Raw genomic sequence first — 13,913 nt, 5'->3', positions numbered from 1 at the left:
GCCTCCTTATCCTCGCGATAATCTACTAAGCGTATCGGTAATCTGGGTCGCTGCCTGCGCGGCTGAAAAGTTTCGATCAAACAGCGTTCGGCAACGCTGGGCAATGCCTGGGTCGGCAAGGTCCTGCCCGAGCATCGAAGTTGCCAGAATCTCAAGGTCGCCCCCATTCGGATCGACGGAGACTCTTCCGACTTCGGCTTCGGCTACAATCGCTTCGAGATCGTTTCCAGCGTTGATGGAAGCGAGAACCGGCAGGCCAGCCTGCATGTATGTGAGAAATTTTCCTGGAATGTTATGCGTGCGATGCCTGCTGTCGAGAGAAATCATGCCGACATGGCACTGCTTGTAAAGTGCGGGGATCTCATCTGAGTCGATCTCGTCGAAGAATAGCGTGTTCTCCGGACAGTTACTCTCGATGCTTACGCGAACCCTCTCTGCCTCGCTTCCTCGCCCAACGAAGAGAAAACCTATCTCGGGATTACTGCGGAGCGCGATCGCAAGATTGAGCAGCTTGTCCATTTGCTGCGCCACCCCCATGTTGCCCGCATAGACGAATACCTTCCTGCCCGCGAGCCTGGTCGCCGATAGATCGATGCTACAAGTGCCGGTGGCGGCTGGTGCAAGCCAATTCTTCAACACCTCGAATCGCACATCGGGATTTCGCTCCCGAAACCTCTCGAAGAACGCAAGATTTCCTGGAGTTTGAACTCCAATGATGTCAGCCGAACGATATTGATAATGGGCCACGGAATCGAGAATTCTGAAAGCTGGGCCCCGGCCAATTAGTCCGGTGTCTGCCGCCCATTGCGGGAAGACGTCTCGGATGATCAGATAAGACGGGGCTTTATTGCGGCGCTTGAGCCAGCGCACAAAAGGCCCATGAAAGATCGTTGGAGAATACCATACGATTGCGTCGAACTCTTGTGCGAAACATGGCGAGCCGACGAAGTTGCGTCGCATTGCGAATGGCATGCTCAATTCATTCGCCAAGCGACGAAGGTAGGGCATGTCACGCGTCGGCAATGTCCGCAATCGGACAATTGAGACCCCATCATTGCGCTCTAATGCGTAGGGGGCCTCAAGCTCAGGAGCCGCGACCAGCATGGTAACTTCGTGCGCCTGGCGGACGAGTTCCCGAGACAGGTCTCGCAATTGAACCGCTCCGGACGACCTCATCGGAGGGTAAACGTCTGCTACGATGGCGATGCGCATCGCGGGACTAATACTTCTTCCAGATCACTCGGTTCACATAATCGACGTAACTATGGATTATGCGCACAACTTTCTCCGATACGTTTGGCATCGAATAGTCCGCTACCAACCGGACCAGTCGCTCCCTCCCACGCGGCTGCCGCGACAGGATTTCGAGACCCTGCAAGATGCGCTCGGGCGAAAGCCCCACCATCATCGCCGCAGTTTCTTCCATCCCTTCGGGACGTTCGTGAGCTTCGCGAATGTTGAGTGCGGGGAAATTGAGGATGGATGCCTCTTCGTTGATTGTGCCACTGTCCGACAGGACGGCTCGGGCGGAGATTTGGAGGCGATTATAATCAAGGAAGCCGAGCGGCTTGAGCAACATTACTTGCTCACTAAATTGCACACCGCGCGCGGCAATCCGCTTCTGAGTCCGGGGGTGTGTCGAAACCACAACCGGTAGTCCGAATTTCTCAACCAGCGCGTCCAGCATGCCTATCAGCTTGTCGAAGCTTGCTTCCGGCTCCACATTCTCTTCGCGGTGTGCGCTGACAACGAAATACTGTCCGTGCTCGATGCCTAGTCTCTCAAGTGCATCGGACGCATCAATCCCAGCCCGATAATGCGAAAGCACTTCAAACATCGGGCTGCCTGTCTTGACAACCAGATCTGGAGGCAATCCCTCTCGGAGAAGATATTCCCGCGCAATATCGCTGTAAGTAAGGTTGATGTCCGCTGTGTGATCTACGATCCGCCGGTTGATCTCCTCGGGGACGCGTTGATCGAAACAGCGATTTCCCGCTTCCATGTGAAATGTAGGGATCTTCCGTCTTTTCGCAGGGATAACGGCAGTGCAGCTATTGGTGTCCCCAAGAACGAGAAGTGCATCGGGGCGAACTTGCTCGAGCAAGACATCGACCGCGATAATCACTTGCCCAATTGTCTGGGCTCCACTGGCACCCGCTGCTTCGAGGAAGTGATCAGGCTTGCGAATGCCAAGCTCGTCGAAAAAAATTCCGTTCAATTCGTAGTCGTAATTCTGCCCCGTATGCACCAGAACATGGTCGCAATCTCGATCGAGCGCCGCGATAACGCGTGAAAGGCGGATGATCTCTGGCCGCGTGCCGACAACGGTCATTACCTTGAGTTTGCGCATGGATTATACGCTCCGAGCGATTGTGTCTGGCCGGTTGCGGTCGAATATTTCATTCGCCCATAGCATCACGATCAACTCGTCGTCGCCTATGTTGGTGATGTCGTGACTCCAGCCGGGTATGGTTTCAACAATCGTAGAACAAGCCCCGCTCGTTTCGATCGAGTACGTTTCATCAGTTAGCAAATGTCGAAAGCGAAAGCTCGCCCGCCCTCGGATGACCAGGAACTTTTCGGTCTTGCTGTGGTGATAATGACCACCCCGGGTAATTCCTGGATGTGCGGTGAAGAATGAGAATTGCCCGCTATCAGGCGTCTTCAACATCTCCACAAAAACCCCACGCTGGTCACCGTATGTCGGAATCTCATAGCTGAACTGAGCTGGCTCAAGAAAGCTTACATATGTCGCGTACAAAGCTCGGGGCAGGCCTTCTCCGACCCGCTCCGTTACAAGCGTTTCGCGGCTCGCCCGGAAGGCTCTCAGGGTCTCTGCAACTGCGCCAACCGTGGTGTTGAATTGTGGCTCGACTTCGGGCCAATGCAACCCGGCTTCGGTCGACCGCAGAGAAGCGATGATTGCGTCGACTACGTCGTCGACATAGGCAAGGGTCAACGGCGCGTCGGGATCATCGATACGGATCGGCAGGTCCCGGGCAATATTGTGGCAGAAAGTGGCAACGGCAGAATTATAGTTCGGTCGGGACCATTTCCCGAACACGTTCGGCAATCGAAAAATCGTGCAGCTCTGACCGGGTTCGTTCGAGAGAGCGAGAAGCACTTCTTCTCCCGCGCGCTTGCTCGCCCCATAGGGATTGTCGAGTTTCGCTTGTGTCGAGGAGGCGAAGATTATCGGAATAGGCCGTCCGGTCGCACGTATGAAATCGCAAAGTAGCTGCGTCAAACCGGCGTTGACCTCCATAAAGGCGGAGGGATCGGCTGGCCTGTTCTCACCTGCCAAGTGAATTACTGCATCGGCAGCGGCAACTTTGCCCTGCAAGATCGAAACGTCATCTGTTCGCAGGAAGCTATCGAGGGTGAAACCGCCAACCTCTTCCAATCGAACAACCAGGGTCTTGCCCAGGAACCCATTGGCGCCAGTTACGAGTACCTTCATCTCATTCCTCGGGAGAAATGTAATCGCCCGCCGCCATGGCGCGCATAAACGGCAGCTTGTGCAGAAGCTCCGTCATGCCAGCCACATCGAGACGTGTCGTGTTGTGAGAATTGTAGTCCTCCGCGAGGGATATCTTCTTCTCGCCTTCCTCGATGAACTTACCGTAATTGAGATCGCGAAGATCAGGCGGAATCCGGAAATAATCTCCAAGGTCTTCCGATGCCGCCATTTCCTCGCGACTAAGTAGCACCTCGAATAACTTCTCGCCGTGCCTGGTGCCGATCTCGTGAATGGGGTGGTCAGGAACTCCAAGCATATCGCGCATTGATTGTGCCAGAGTGGCAATTGTCGCAGCCGGGGCCTTCTGGACGAAGATGTCGCCTGAACAACCGTTCCGAAACGCATAGAGCACCAACTCGACAGCATCGTCGAGCGTCATCATGAATCGCGTCATTCCCGGATCAGTAATGCTGATCGGGATTCGCGCTCTGATCTGGTCGGCGAACAGCGGGATCACGGAGCCTCTCGAAGCCATGACATTGCCGTAGCGGGTGGCGCAGATCACCGTGCGGTCGCTGCTCCTTGACTTGGCAACCGCGACCTTCTCCATCATCGCCTTGGATATGCCCATCGCATTAATGGGATATACTGCTTTGTCGGTGCTGAGGCAGACGACCCGCTCGACACCACAACTTATCGCCGCCTCAAGCACATTCTCAGTACCAAACACGTTGGTCTTGACCGCTTCAAGTGGATAGAACTCACAGGAAGGGACCTGTTTCAAGGCTGCCGCATGAAAAATGAAGTCGACACCTCGCACCGCATTGAGCACCGATGAGTAATCCCGCACATCGCCAATGTAGAACTTCAGCTTGGGATCGTTGAAGCGCTTGCGCATATCGTCCTGCTTCTTTTCGTCCCGACTGAAGATGCGGATCTCCTCAAGGTCCGAATGAAGAAAGCGTCTGAGCACGGCATTCCCGAAGGAGCCCGTCCCTCCAGTCAGCAGCAGTGTGTGCCCTGCAAAGTTATTCTCTGACATTCGGTCCTTCCAATAACGTAGCTTGCCAACAGGGCGAGTCTAAGCCCGCATTGCGCGCTGAACCAATTCTTCCTTGCTGGCCGGCTGAGGATAATTGATCAACACCGCGCGGTACTTGCCCTTAAAGACGAACAGGCTTCCGGCGGAAGCGCCGACCACCCCAACTTCACGGATGAGCGACTCGATATCCTCAAGGCGCCCGGCGCCGCCAAGGAAGCTCAGAGGCGTATTGACCGCGGCACGCATCTGCCGGGCAAGCCCGACGTCGTACCCCTTCAATGTTCCATCACGATCGATCGAATTCACGATAATTTCGCCGGCGCCGCGCGCTTCCGCTTGTTGCGCAAAATCGGTTGGTGCCAATCCCGTCTTGCGTGTTCCGTTGTGAGTATAGACGTCGTAGTTGCTTCCGAATGTGCGCTTGCGAGTGTCGATGACTACTACCGTGGATTGGCGCCCGACGGAATCGGCGATTGCCGAGATCAAATCCGGATTAGCCACTGCCGCTGAACTCAATGCGACCTTCTCGACGCCTAGGCTAATGATGCGCTTGGCCTGATCAACCGTAGTGACCCCGCCGCCGTAACAAAGAGGCATGCGGCATTCCGCGGCCAGATGCTCGATAAGCTTGAAGTCCGGCTCAACGCCATTAGCCGACGCGTCAATGTCGAGTACGACTAGTTCGTCCGATTCCTTCTCGTTGAATATCCGGACTGCATTGATGGGGTCCCCGACATAGGTCGGATCTCGGAACCTCACAGTCTTGACCAACCCACCTTCGTGGATGAGCAAGCATGGCACGATGCGAGGGCGCAACACTCTCAGAGACTCGCGAAATTCTTGAGAAGTGCCATGCCGAAACTATGGCTCTTTTCAGGATGAAATTGCACACCCCAGACATTGTCACGGTTTACGATGCAGGTGAAATCGGTACCGTACTCGGCGGTTGCGGCAGCATCCTCTACCTCTTGGTTATCGAAATAGAAGCTATGGAGAAAGTAGAAACGCGGGTCGACAAGATCGGCCAGCAGCGGAACATAGCGTGTCGCCTTGATATCGTTCCAGCCCATGTGTGGCAATGGGAGGCCCTGGTGCGCACCGCCCCGGCCGCCAAGATCACGGATATGTCCAGGGATCCACCCAAGGCCGGAAGATGTGCCCTCCTCACTCGCATCACCCAAGATCTGCATGCCAACACAGACGCCCAATACAGGCACTCTCTTTTCAAGCACCAGGTGATCGAGGGTTTCCCGCATGCCCGACCGGTTGAGCAACTCCATCGCGTGATCGAATGAACCGACGCCCGGGAGCAGAATATGATCGGCGCCGGCAAGCTGTTCGGCAGTCGAAACGGCGATCGCTGGAATGTCTTGGCGCTTATAGAGGGTAAGAAACGCCCCGATGTTGCCGAGGCCGTAATCGACAATATGGATCACCGCATCACAGCCCTTTGCAACCCAAGGACTCGAAAAACCTTCGCCCCAAGGTCTAGAATCGGCATCATGTTGGCGTAGTCGCGATAAGTCTTGTTGGGCGCGTCGAACATCGCCTGGAGCTCTGCCTCGGTTATACCCAGTTTGGTCGCGATGTATTCGAAATCCTGTGCCACCTGCTCCGGCGGATACGGATCTTTCGCAATGCGTTCGAGGGCCTCATTTCGGCTTAACTGCCCAGTGAGAATCAGGCTGGAAAAATGCGCACGGCGCTTGTCATAGCCGAACTTCTTGCGCAGCCAATATCCTTCGTAGAAACGCGTGAATCGAGATTCGTAATGTTTGTGTGGGTAGCGCTGCCAGCCGAAACGCTCCACCAGTTCGTCCATGGCCGATTCCTTGACGTATGGGATGTGGTTGAGAGGTTTTACCACTCGCACCCCTTTCACGAACCGGTAGAAGACTTTGAACTTTAGGATTCCTGCCAACGGGAAAGATTTGAGTGGTCGGGAGCCGAACAAACGATGGATGTCGCGCAACTGACGCAGATCTGACGCGTGGTAGTGCCATTCGAGCGGTTCGCGCACGCACTCGGTGGAATAGTTCGCGCCTGTAAGGATGTATTTCACATCGTTCTTGGCCGCGAAGTTGTAAAGTCCCGCGAAGAACGCGTGGTCCTGAGGCGTGTCGAGGTGGGGCACGCCTGCCTTGAAAAAAGCCAACTGAAGATCGCGCATTTCGGGCCAATTGACGACCTCAGTATAGAGGTCAAGGCCAAGTCCATCGACCAGCTTTTCAATGTTATTGACGGCTTCCTGTGAGTTCCAGCCCGCGTCGACGTGGTATAGCAGCGGGCGAAGTCCAAACTTCTCCTTTGCGATATAGGTAAGGTAACTACTATCGACTCCGCCCGAAAGGCCAATCAAGCAGTCGAAGTCGCGCCCCTTCCCATCCGCCTTGATCTTATCGATCTGCGCAGCGATCTCGCGCTCACCCCGTTCATCTGGATGCCAGTTCGGGACGATGCTCTGATGATAATTGTTACAGTATTCGCACCACCCCCGTTCATCGAAGCTGATGCGGGAGTCGCTGGTATCCATGATACAATTTACGCAAATCTGGTAGTCGCGCATGAATGCGTTCGCCTTAATCTCTTCGCACGGAGTGTTGCCTTGGATGTCCCCGATGGGGACGCAAAGCTTGCCTGAACTGTGGCTTAGGTGAGTTGCCTCATCACTTTGGCTCCAACCGATAGCTGTCACGGCGAATAGTCCGTATCAGGAGCAGGCGCAACGGGTGAGCGATAGGTTCGGGGCTGCCGATCGCAACCTTCGTGACCTTGTATCCAGCTTCTTCGAAGATTTCGCACCAGTCTTCGTGCGATCGGAAGCGCACACCAACGCCGAAGGTGTTGGCTTTGAATGACGGGACAATGCGCGCAACCATCGAAGCAAATAGGGACAACATCCGGCTCGACGTAATCTCGAAAATGAGACGGGGGCTCAGACGCCCCAAGAAGGATTGATAGATATACTCGTTCACGAACAATGTGGGGACCCGTCCATGCCATTTCCGAAGAGCATCAATCTGCAATGAGCGAGTAGCGCTCTCCGATGATCCAACCAAGTGGTGGAGAATGAGATTGAAACAGACAACGCGCTCGTCGCCTTCGACAGCCGGCGCCAATGCATTGCCGATGCGCCCCTCTACTCCGATGCTGGTACAGGACTCGATGGACGCCGGATCCATATCGATAACCCGGGTTCGCCAACCTCCCGATGCGGACAGTGCTCGTGCGAAGAAACCACACCCCCCTCCAATATCGACAACAACGCCGTCTTCGGGGTGATGGTCGACAAGTTCGCCAAAGTCCCGCACTTGGTCTGCCACGAACTCGTCATGGTAGAATGAGCTAATTTGCTCTTGCGTCAATATTTTTTGATTCATTTGGGAAAGTTCTACTTCGGGATCCGGGCTTGGAACTCTTCTTGACGGTCAAGGTTACTCAAGAATTCTCAGCCCCCACGATATTATTTGATTTTCGATACGCGGTTACCGTCTCTTCTAGGGCACCGCGGAGTTCACCACAGCGATGGTGATATAGTTCATCGACCGTCTCGCTAGCAGATATTGACTCGCTATTGCACCACCAAATTGGGTGCGTCAGTAACTGAATCGCATGGCTCGCCTGGACGGCGGGATGGTCCAAGGGATGTCCGTGATGCCAGCCGCCATTGCTGTCTGAAATATACCCAACCTCTTCGAAGAGTGCGGGCTCATAGCAATGGCGCCGCCCAGCGATGGGTTCGGGGCGCCCCAATAGCTGCGGCGCCGGCCGATGGAAGGAAATCGTCTCTACTGGCTTTCCAGCACAAAGCTCCAAGATATCACATTCGCGACCGGCGAATGCATCCAGATCAGATGCCTTCGGATCCCATCTGGTTACATCGAGATGCAGCCCAACTTCATGCCCGGCCTCGATAATCTCCTCCAATATCGCCCGGATGGGCGCAGAAGCGATAGAATAGAGCGGCGTCGAGACCAAGAAATAGAAGGTAGACTGGACGCCGATGTTCGCTTCACGTCGAGCAATCTGAAGGGCCAGTTCGGGCGACAGATCAACGTCATGGCGCAAAAACATGTGGGGCTCTTCCCGCACTACCTTCTTCAGTTGCACGCTCCGGTAGCCGCGAGCAACTAGCTCGCAAAGCAGCTCCTCATATTCCTCCGCTCGAAACCTGGCAGAACTCCAGGGATTTCCGGTCTTCATGAATATCCTTCAAGTTTGCAGGCGCCAAGGATCTCTGCTGCCAAGAACTGAGGCCGATGGTCCGCCATAGATCTATCGAAAGCTCGACCGACTGCCAGTGAGAATGATGGCTTCGCTACTGTGGATCGGTGCTGGCGCGCAAGACCCTTGCAGGATTACCTGCAACTGTTGAACCCTTGGCTACGGGTTTCGTTACATTCGAGCCAATTCCAACAAGCGATCCGTCGCCAACAGTGATTTTTTGCATTAGAGAAGAGTTCGGACCAATCCACGAGAACTCACCAACATCGACACCGCCGCTGAGTTCTACACAAGCCGTAATCAGGGCGCCCCTCCGTATTCGACAGTTGTGGGCAATATGCACGTGATCGTCTGTCTTGACATCATCCTCAACAACGGTCGTCCCAAGGGTGGCCCGACAAATGGTGTTGAGGCTGCCAATCTCTACACGATCGCCAATGACAACATCGCCCAGGTGCATGATGCGCACAGGCACACCATTCTCGTCACGTTCGAAGCCAAACCCAGGCTCCCCAATTACTGTGTTTGATTTAATTATGCAGTCTGAGCCAATTCTCGTACCATCACAGATAACAACGTTCTCGCCAATGACGGTTCTTGCTCCAATGGTTACAGATCTGCCAAGGACCGCTGTAGAACTGACCTTCGCCCCCTCTCCAACTGACGCCTCGGCTTCATAACCTCGGAAACCTGCTAGTCTCTCGATTTGATGAAGTGCACGAGCAAACGCCAATCTAGGGTTATCTGCCTCAATAACAGCGCCCTTAGAGATGCGCGCGCCGGGTTTCGCGATTATGGTCGCCGCGCAATGCCGTTTCTGATCGAGGTCCGAGTTAGCGAAGGCCAGCGCCCCTTCATCGACAGTGTCAAGGGTCCGGACGTGAGAGATTGAAACGTCGGTCCCAAACCAAGGCAACCCCATACTGGCGGCAAGTTCTGAAGCTCGAACGCGTTTCGATAATGTGTTACGCAATTTACCACCTGCTGAACCCGGCCTGGAAATGCTGCTTCTGCGACTACGTTAGTCTCGTCTTGCCTGCAATCTGATAGTCTGGCTGTTTGCCCCTGTCTCAATTAGAAACGTACCTACGGCTCGGTCAGGTGCAAGAAGGTTGGGGAATCATGGAATAAAGTTTTCCAAACAATGCAGGAATTTGGCAAAGTCGTGAATCCATCAACATCACGTCAATGCGCCAAACAAGTTGGACTGGGATTCGTGAATCCAAGACCCGCGTCATACATTAGAAAAGGCTGACAATGACCGTCATGCAAGCCCTCAAATCAGTTTATCGTAGTATCTTTCGCCCTCGATTGCATGGGCCAGAGATTAGTCTGCCATATCGAGTACTTGGAAGCGAATATGGCGGATGGCCGCTGTTGAACGATACCGAGGAGAATGCGATTGTCTACTCCTTCGGCATTGGGGAGGATATCTCCTTCGACCTCGCTGCCATCGAGGCATTCCGGTGCCGAATTCACGGCTTTGATCCGACCCCTAGGTGCCGCACCTGGATTGAACAGCAGTCGCTGTCTGAAAACTTCATTTTTCATCCAGTTGGCCTTGCTGGCGAGGAAGGTGAAATCGAGTTCTTCGCACCCGAGAATGACGCGCACGTCTCTTACTCTGCGCAACCTGCCCCTAAATCAAATGTCGCGCTGAAGATCGTGGCGCCGGTCAAGCGCCTTGATGATCTGATTGCCGAGAATGGTTCCGGGCCCCCACAAATCTTGAAGATGGATATCGAAGGATTCGAATACGACGTTATTGAAGACATTCTACGCGGAGAGTTTAGGCCTCGGCAGTGGCTAGTGGAGTTTCACCACCGGATGTACGGTATTCCCACCGAGCGAACCATCAACGCCGTGAGCAGGATTCGCGAAGCGGGCTACAAGCTCTTCTACGTTTCGCCGGGTGGTCACGAATATGGCTTCGTCTACATGCCAGAGGGCGCTCACGAAAATCAATAAATCGCACCCTCAAACATTTGGCGTTCCTTATTTGCCCAGTTGTTTACTCATTGCGAGATCCACTAATGCGCCACAATGGTAACAAAAAAGCTTGGTCGCCAGTTCAGGGACAAGCGCCAGTGAGCTTGAGCGGATAAATTTCAGGAGCCGGCCCTTCCAAGCCGGCATTCCGAACCCAGTCACCTCCAATGAGTGATCAAACACACGCAAATCCTCCGGAGGCAAGCCCGCGGTTTGAAGGGTGACAAGGAAATATGTGGGATTGAATGCATTGATATGCCCAATGTCCAAAGCTGTTTGGACAGACTCCCTGCTGCTGCGAAGTAAAATCTCGCAAGGAACCTCGACGTAGATATATCTTGAACTTACCCTTGCCAATTCTGCAAGGAACCCACGAGGGTCACTCACATGCTCCAAAACATGGCTTGCGTAGACAAAATCGAAGCTATCGTCAGCGAACGGGATCGTAACTCCGTCGTAGTGGCGCAGGTCGAGGCCGAGAGACGATTTGTCAACATGCTCGATTGGATCGACCACGTCGATACCGACATGATGACGGCCGATGCCTCGCGAGATGACCTCCCGCAGAACTGCACCAGTGCCGCAACCAACTTCCAAGACTCTCTCGACCGGCCTTCCGGCGATAATCTCGGAAATGTTGCGCGCCTTGTCTATTGCACCATAGCGACGCCATAGCATTGCATTCTCCGAGTACTCGCCTCCATAGTGATCTTGATTTTCGGAGATCTCGTAGAGTTTTACGGCCATTTTTTGCTGTCTTCCGGTGCGAAATTAGATTCATGGTCGAGCAGTTCGCAAACTAGGGAGACAAGTTCACGATTGTACCTATCAACTGTGAACCTGCTTCGCGCGAGCTGCGCATTACTAGCGCCAGTTTTTGCCACTTTGTCGCGCCTAGCAAGACATTCCGACAGGGCATCAATGATTGACTCGCTGGAGCCTTTCTCCACCTCCCACCCGTTCCTTCCTGGCTCGAAGACATCGAATATCCCACTGTGGTCAGTCGTTAGCACAGCGCACCCAGAGGCATAGCCCTCAAGAATGCAGATGGGCTGACCTTCGTAAGGATAGAAAGTTGGCAAGGCTAGAATATCGGCTTCCGCGAGTAACGTGCGCTTCTCATCCCCGTTCACCACACCGTGATACTTCATGTTGTCAGCACTAGAGATTGAATCGAGGAATTTTTCCTCTTCGGCTTTTGACTGAAACGCTCCAGCAAAATTGACCTGGGTGCAACCAGGAAGCTTTCTTTCGAGTTCCAGCGCTGCGTCCCGAAGCAACAAATAGCCTTTCTCGGGAATCATGTTGGACAGATAGAGAACGGATAAGGGCTTGTCGGAGGCGAACTTCCGATCAAGCGTGCCGCTACTGATCTGAAAGCAATCTTCAGCGAAGTTCTCGACGACGTGAAGCCTCTCTTCGGGAACAATTCCCGAGTAAATCTTCGTTAGCCTCTTGCCCAACACTACAACCGACGCAATCCTGCGCAGGAAGAACCCATTCAATAAACGGAGAGATCCTGTTGGGCCATTAAGTAGCCGTATCATTCCGGCGCCGCCGTGCAGATGGATCACCATTTTGCCCAATAATCGCCAGCATGCGATGAATATCAAGATATCCTTGGCATTGCCCAGTATTGATTCGGTAATGGTGAAATAAACGGCGTCTGCTCGCCTTGCTTCGCGGCGTACTTCGCGCAATAGGCGCAATATTTCTCTGATCCGACTCCAAGAGAGACCTCCGCTAACGAGATCAGCCTTATTGATGTTGACCAACGTTACAGAGTGCAACTCGTCGAGCGCCTTTAAGAAGACTTCGCACGCTAGGGCTTGGCCCGTGATCGGCGGAGGTATTGGGCCGATGAATAGTACGCTTTTCATTATATCAGTTCCTGAGGAGATCGAAGGATCAGCCACGCTACCAATGTGGCAAATAGGTGCACGCCAAGGTGCGCTCTGCAATGGCCTTATAATCAAGCATCTCTGCAGCAGTCTTCAACGCGCCCTGCGACATTCTGGCAAGTAGCGCCCTGTCACTCACCAGTTTGTGCAGCTGCTCGCCGATCTGCTCAGCGAATGGGCGAGCCGAATCTAAGATCTGCAGGTTCGCATGCCGATCAAGGTAGCGCACCGACGTCGTGCCTCTGATCTGTTGTGATTGCTCGCTGACGATGAGCGGAAGCCCCATACCCAGCGACTGTTGCCAAAGTACAGATTGACTGGCGGGGAAAATGGCGAGGTCAGACGCGGCCATGTGCGAGTAGACGCCTTCGCGATCCTGCCAGCCCACAAAGTGCAGACGGTCATCACTCCGAGCCAGCTCCTGGATTCTCAATCCATATTCGGGATATGCCCTATCGCTACCCCCAATGATAATGGCTCTAATCGGCAAGTCTGGATGCATGTGAAATGCGTGGATCACCTCTTCTGTCTGCTTCAGGGGCGTAAACTTACCGCCAGTAAACACTGTAAGCGTGTCGATCGGGATATTCAGAGCACCGCGAATCCGCTGCCGCGCGTTTCCTTCCATAATGCAGCGAGCGTATTCTTGATCAGTGCCAAGCGGAAGGAGTTCCATCTCATGTTCAGGCACCCCGTATAACGTGCTCAGAAACTCGGTACTTCCCGGCGTCACCGGAAAGATCTTCCGTAGATGGGGCCGGGCACCATTCAGAATGCGCCTGCGAATGATGCCGTGAAGAACTTGGCGCGAAAGCCAATTGGCTCCGGAGTTGGTTACGTCCGCATGGTAGTCCATGATCATCGCGCAGCTGGGATGTTGCGCAACGTATCGGACCCCCTCGTTCAGATTGGGAATGATGTCGTGGAAGAAGAGGAGATCTGGCCCTATCGTTGTGATCAGTTCGGTTAGGGGAGCAAACCGCTTGATCCGGTTCAGCAGGTTGAAGGAGAATGGTACCCTGTAGAGCCTGCCCCACTCGTAGGATTGCTGCGAATATTGCCCTTTCCCCCGATCAAGATCGGCCACATAATCTTCGATCGACTCGATAGTCGACGCGATTACTGAGACGTCGTGACCGAGCTTTGAGTACGCCCTGGCCAACATATTCTCTTGGTAGTCCAGCGCGTCGTCAAAGAATTCACAGATCATTAGAATCTTCATCGGAAGCGCGATCCATAGGGCACGTTCTCCGTACCGATCAGCAGCGTTCTAATATACCGAACAAACAGCTCAGTG

General features: G+C 54.0%; 14 protein-coding genes. 1 reads left to right on the top strand and 13 read right to left on the bottom strand.

What is annotated here, in order from left to right; translation table 11 throughout:
• Window positions 1–6: 6 nt before the first annotated feature.
• The 10 genes from P7228_RS06585 to P7228_RS06540 all read right to left on the bottom strand — a co-directional run bounded on the left by P7228_RS06585 (window position 7) and on the right by P7228_RS06540 (window position 9,699).
• The gene (locus P7228_RS06585; protein WP_278017415.1) at window positions 7–1,212 is read right to left on the bottom strand and encodes a glycosyltransferase family 4 protein; all 1,206 of its coding nucleotides are present in this window, start codon (window positions 1,210–1,212) and stop codon (window positions 7–9) included.
• A 7-nt stretch (window positions 1,213–1,219) separates the two neighbouring features.
• Window positions 1,220–2,350, bottom strand: coding sequence for a non-hydrolyzing UDP-N-acetylglucosamine 2-epimerase (gene wecB, locus P7228_RS06580; protein WP_278017414.1), 1,131 nt, complete (start codon window positions 2,348–2,350; stop codon window positions 1,220–1,222).
• Between the two features lie 3 nt (window positions 2,351–2,353).
• Complete coding sequence (gene wbjC, locus P7228_RS06575; protein WP_278017413.1) at window positions 2,354–3,460, bottom strand: UDP-2-acetamido-2,6-beta-L-arabino-hexul-4-ose reductase; 1,107 nt, start codon at window positions 3,458–3,460, stop codon at window positions 2,354–2,356.
• Window position 3,461: 1 nt separating this feature from the next.
• Complete coding sequence (locus P7228_RS06570) at window positions 3,462–4,502, bottom strand: polysaccharide biosynthesis protein (protein WP_278017412.1); 1,041 nt, start codon at window positions 4,500–4,502, stop codon at window positions 3,462–3,464.
• Between the two features lie 39 nt (window positions 4,503–4,541).
• Window positions 4,542–5,321: an AglZ/HisF2 family acetamidino modification protein gene (locus P7228_RS06565; RefSeq protein ID WP_278017411.1), complete on the bottom strand. Its 780-nt coding sequence runs from the start codon at window positions 5,319–5,321 to the stop codon at window positions 4,542–4,544.
• A gap of 2 nt (window positions 5,322–5,323) precedes the next feature.
• Window positions 5,324–5,938: an imidazole glycerol phosphate synthase subunit HisH gene (gene hisH, locus P7228_RS06560; protein ID WP_278017410.1), complete on the bottom strand. Its 615-nt coding sequence runs from the start codon at window positions 5,936–5,938 to the stop codon at window positions 5,324–5,326.
• On the bottom strand, window positions 5,935–7,068 hold the full coding sequence (locus tag P7228_RS06555) for an N-acetyl sugar amidotransferase (RefSeq protein ID WP_278017409.1): 1,134 nt from the start codon (window positions 7,066–7,068) through the stop codon (window positions 5,935–5,937). The genes hisH and P7228_RS06555 overlap by 4 nt, the downstream gene beginning before the upstream one ends.
• A gap of 100 nt (window positions 7,069–7,168) precedes the next feature.
• Window positions 7,169–7,882: a class I SAM-dependent methyltransferase gene (locus P7228_RS06550; protein ID WP_278017408.1), complete on the bottom strand. Its 714-nt coding sequence runs from the start codon at window positions 7,880–7,882 to the stop codon at window positions 7,169–7,171.
• 58 nt (window positions 7,883–7,940) lie between these two features.
• Window positions 7,941–8,705 (bottom strand): polysaccharide deacetylase family protein, encoded by a 765-nt coding sequence (locus P7228_RS06545; RefSeq protein ID WP_278017407.1) that lies wholly within the window; start codon window positions 8,703–8,705, stop codon window positions 7,941–7,943.
• A 115-nt stretch (window positions 8,706–8,820) separates the two neighbouring features.
• On the bottom strand, window positions 8,821–9,699 hold the full coding sequence (locus P7228_RS06540) for a UDP-3-O-(3-hydroxymyristoyl)glucosamine N-acyltransferase (protein WP_278017406.1): 879 nt from the start codon (window positions 9,697–9,699) through the stop codon (window positions 8,821–8,823).
• A gap of 404 nt (window positions 9,700–10,103) precedes the next feature.
• Between P7228_RS06540 and P7228_RS06535 the strand changes: the two genes are divergently transcribed.
• Window positions 10,104–10,694: an FkbM family methyltransferase gene (locus tag P7228_RS06535; protein WP_278017405.1), complete on the top strand. Its 591-nt coding sequence runs from the start codon at window positions 10,104–10,106 to the stop codon at window positions 10,692–10,694.
• A gap of 27 nt (window positions 10,695–10,721) precedes the next feature.
• On the opposite strand, the gene P7228_RS06530 is transcribed toward P7228_RS06535, so the two are convergent.
• From P7228_RS06530 to P7228_RS06520, 3 genes are read right to left on the bottom strand one after another with little or no spacing between them, the layout of a single operon-like run.
• Window positions 10,722–11,462, bottom strand: coding sequence for a class I SAM-dependent methyltransferase (locus P7228_RS06530; RefSeq protein WP_278017404.1), 741 nt, complete (start codon window positions 11,460–11,462; stop codon window positions 10,722–10,724).
• On the bottom strand, window positions 11,453–12,595 hold the full coding sequence (locus P7228_RS06525; protein ID WP_278017403.1) for a glycosyltransferase family 4 protein: 1,143 nt from the start codon (window positions 12,593–12,595) through the stop codon (window positions 11,453–11,455). Before P7228_RS06525 ends, P7228_RS06530 begins: the two co-directional genes overlap by 10 nt.
• 37 nt (window positions 12,596–12,632) lie before the next feature.
• Window positions 12,633–13,838 (bottom strand): glycosyltransferase family 4 protein, encoded by a 1,206-nt coding sequence (locus P7228_RS06520; protein WP_278017402.1) that lies wholly within the window; start codon window positions 13,836–13,838, stop codon window positions 12,633–12,635.
• Between the last annotated feature and the right edge of the window lie 75 nt (window positions 13,839–13,913).

It is taken from the genome of Altererythrobacter sp. CAU 1644, from assembly GCF_029623755.1.
Taxonomy (GTDB): Bacteria; Pseudomonadota; Alphaproteobacteria; order Sphingomonadales; family Sphingomonadaceae; genus Erythrobacter; species Erythrobacter arenosus.
The sequence above is the reverse complement of the archived record's forward strand: the minus strand, read 5'-3'. Positions and strand labels throughout refer to the sequence as shown.

Bases quoted from the DNA above. Each gene is read 5' to 3' on its own strand.
- P7228_RS06555 (WP_278017409.1), bottom strand. From the start codon at position 7,068: ATGCGCGACTACCAGATTTGCGTAAATTGTATCATGGATACCAGCGAC.
- P7228_RS06545 (WP_278017407.1), bottom strand. From the start codon at position 8,705: ATGAAGACCGGAAATCCCTGGAGTTCTGCCAGGTTTCGAGCGGAGGAA.
- wecB (WP_278017414.1), bottom strand. From the start codon at position 2,350: ATGCGCAAACTCAAGGTAATGACCGTTGTCGGCACGCGGCCAGAGATC.
- wbjC (WP_278017413.1), bottom strand. From the start codon at position 3,460: ATGAAGGTACTCGTAACTGGCGCCAATGGGTTCCTGGGCAAGACCCTG.
- P7228_RS06585 (WP_278017415.1), bottom strand. From the start codon at position 1,212: ATGCGCATCGCCATCGTAGCAGACGTTTACCCTCCGATGAGGTCGTCC.
- P7228_RS06520 (WP_278017402.1), bottom strand. From the start codon at position 13,838: ATGAAGATTCTAATGATCTGTGAATTCTTTGACGACGCGCTGGACTAC.
- P7228_RS06570 (WP_278017412.1), bottom strand. From the start codon at position 4,502: ATGTCAGAGAATAACTTTGCAGGGCACACACTGCTGCTGACTGGAGGG.
- P7228_RS06525 (WP_278017403.1), bottom strand. From the start codon at position 12,595: ATGAAAAGCGTACTATTCATCGGCCCAATACCTCCGCCGATCACGGGC.
- P7228_RS06530 (WP_278017404.1), bottom strand. From the start codon at position 11,462: ATGGCCGTAAAACTCTACGAGATCTCCGAAAATCAAGATCACTATGGA.
- P7228_RS06550 (WP_278017408.1), bottom strand. From the start codon at position 7,882: ATGAATCAAAAAATATTGACGCAAGAGCAAATTAGCTCATTCTACCAT.